Origin of the sequence: Serratia sp. 201 (assembly GCF_037027545.1) — a bacterium.
GTDB classification, from domain to species: domain Bacteria; phylum Pseudomonadota; class Gammaproteobacteria; order Enterobacterales; family Enterobacteriaceae; genus Serratia; species Serratia bockelmannii.
Genome location: NZ_JAXCHC010000010.1, coordinates 1 through 1,613 on the forward strand (window position 1 = coordinate 1; position 1,613 = coordinate 1,613).

The window sequence follows — 1,613 nt, forward strand, 5'->3', positions numbered from 1 at the left end:
GCTTAGAGGATTTTCCTGGAAGCAGGGCATCAACTACTTCTGCACCGTAGTGCATCGTCATCACGCCTCAGGGTTGATATGCAACCGGATTTACCAGGTCACACCCCCTACACGCTTAAACCGGGACAACCGTCGCCCGGCTAGCCTAGCCTTCTCCGTCCCCCCTTCGCAGTAACACCAAGTACAGGAATATTAACCTGTTTCCCATCGACTACGCTTTTCAGCCTCGCCTTAGGGGTCGACTCACCCTGCCCCGATTAACGTTGGACAGGAACCCTTGGTCTTCCGGCGAGCGGGCTTTTCACCCGCTTTATCGTTACTTATGTCAGCATTCGCACTTCTGATACCTCCAGCAACCCTCACAGGCCACCTTCAACGGCTTACAGAACGCTCCCCTACCCAACAACGCCTAAGCGTCGCTGCCGCAGCTTCGGTGCATGGTTTAGCCCCGTTACATCTTCCGCGCAGGCCGACTCGACCAGTGAGCTATTACGCTTTCTTTAAATGATGGCTGCTTCTAAGCCAACATCCTGGCTGTCTATGCCTTCCCACATCGTTTCCCACTTAACCATGACTTTGGGACCTTAGCTGGCGGTCTGGGTTGTTTCCCTCTTCACGACGGACGTTAGCACCCGCCGTGTGTCTCCCGTGATAACATTCTTCGGTATTCGGAGTTTGCATCGGTTTGGTAAGCCGGGATGGCCCCCTAGCCGAAACAGTGCTCTACCCCCGAAGATGAGTTCACGAGGCGCTACCTAAATAGCTTTCGGGGAGAACCAGCTATCTCCCGGTTTGATTGGCCTTTCACCCCCAGCCACAAGTCATCCGCTAATTTTTCAACATTAGTCGGTTCGGTCCTCCAGTTAGTGTTACCCAACCTTCAACCTGCCCATGGCTAGATCACCGGGTTTCGGGTCTATACCTTGCAACTAATCGCCCAGTTAAGACTCGGTTTCCCTACGGCTCCCCTATACGGTTAACCTTGCTACAAAATATAAGTCGCTGACCCATTATACAAAAGGTACGCAGTCACACCACGAAGGTGCTCCCACTGCTTGTACGTACACGGTTTCAGGTTCTATTTCACTCCCCTCGCCGGGGTTCTTTTCGCCTTTCCCTCACGGTACTGGTTCACTATCGGTCAGTCAGGAGTATTTAGCCTTGGAGGATGGTCCCCCCATATTCAGACAGGATGTCACGTGTCCCGCCCTACTCATCGAACTCACGACCTGTGCATTTTAGTGTACGGGGCTATCACCCTTTGCTGCGCGACTTTCCAGACGCTTCCACTAACACACAAGCCGATTCAGGTTCTGGGCTCCTCCCCGTTCGCTCGCCGCTACTGGGGGAATCTCGGTTGATTTCTTTTCCTCGGGGTACTTAGATGTTTCAGTTCCCCCGGTTCGCCTCATGCCACTATGTATTCATGACATGATAGTGTGTCGAAACACACTGGGTTTCCCCATTCGGGTATCGCCGGTTATAACGGTTCATATCACCTTACCGACGCTTTTCGCAGATTAGCACGCCCTTCATCGCCTCTGACTGCCTAGGCATCCACCGTGTACGCTTAGTCACTTAACCTCACAACCCGAAGATGTTTCCATCGTTCG

Annotated in this window: 1 rRNA gene; it reads right to left on the reverse strand. The window is 53.0% G+C overall.

Annotation, left to right across the window (positions count from 1 at the left end):
• Positions 1–1,584 (reverse strand): 23S ribosomal RNA (locus WA302_RS25135); the annotation flags it as partial.
• Between the last annotated feature and the right edge of the window lie 29 nt (positions 1,585–1,613).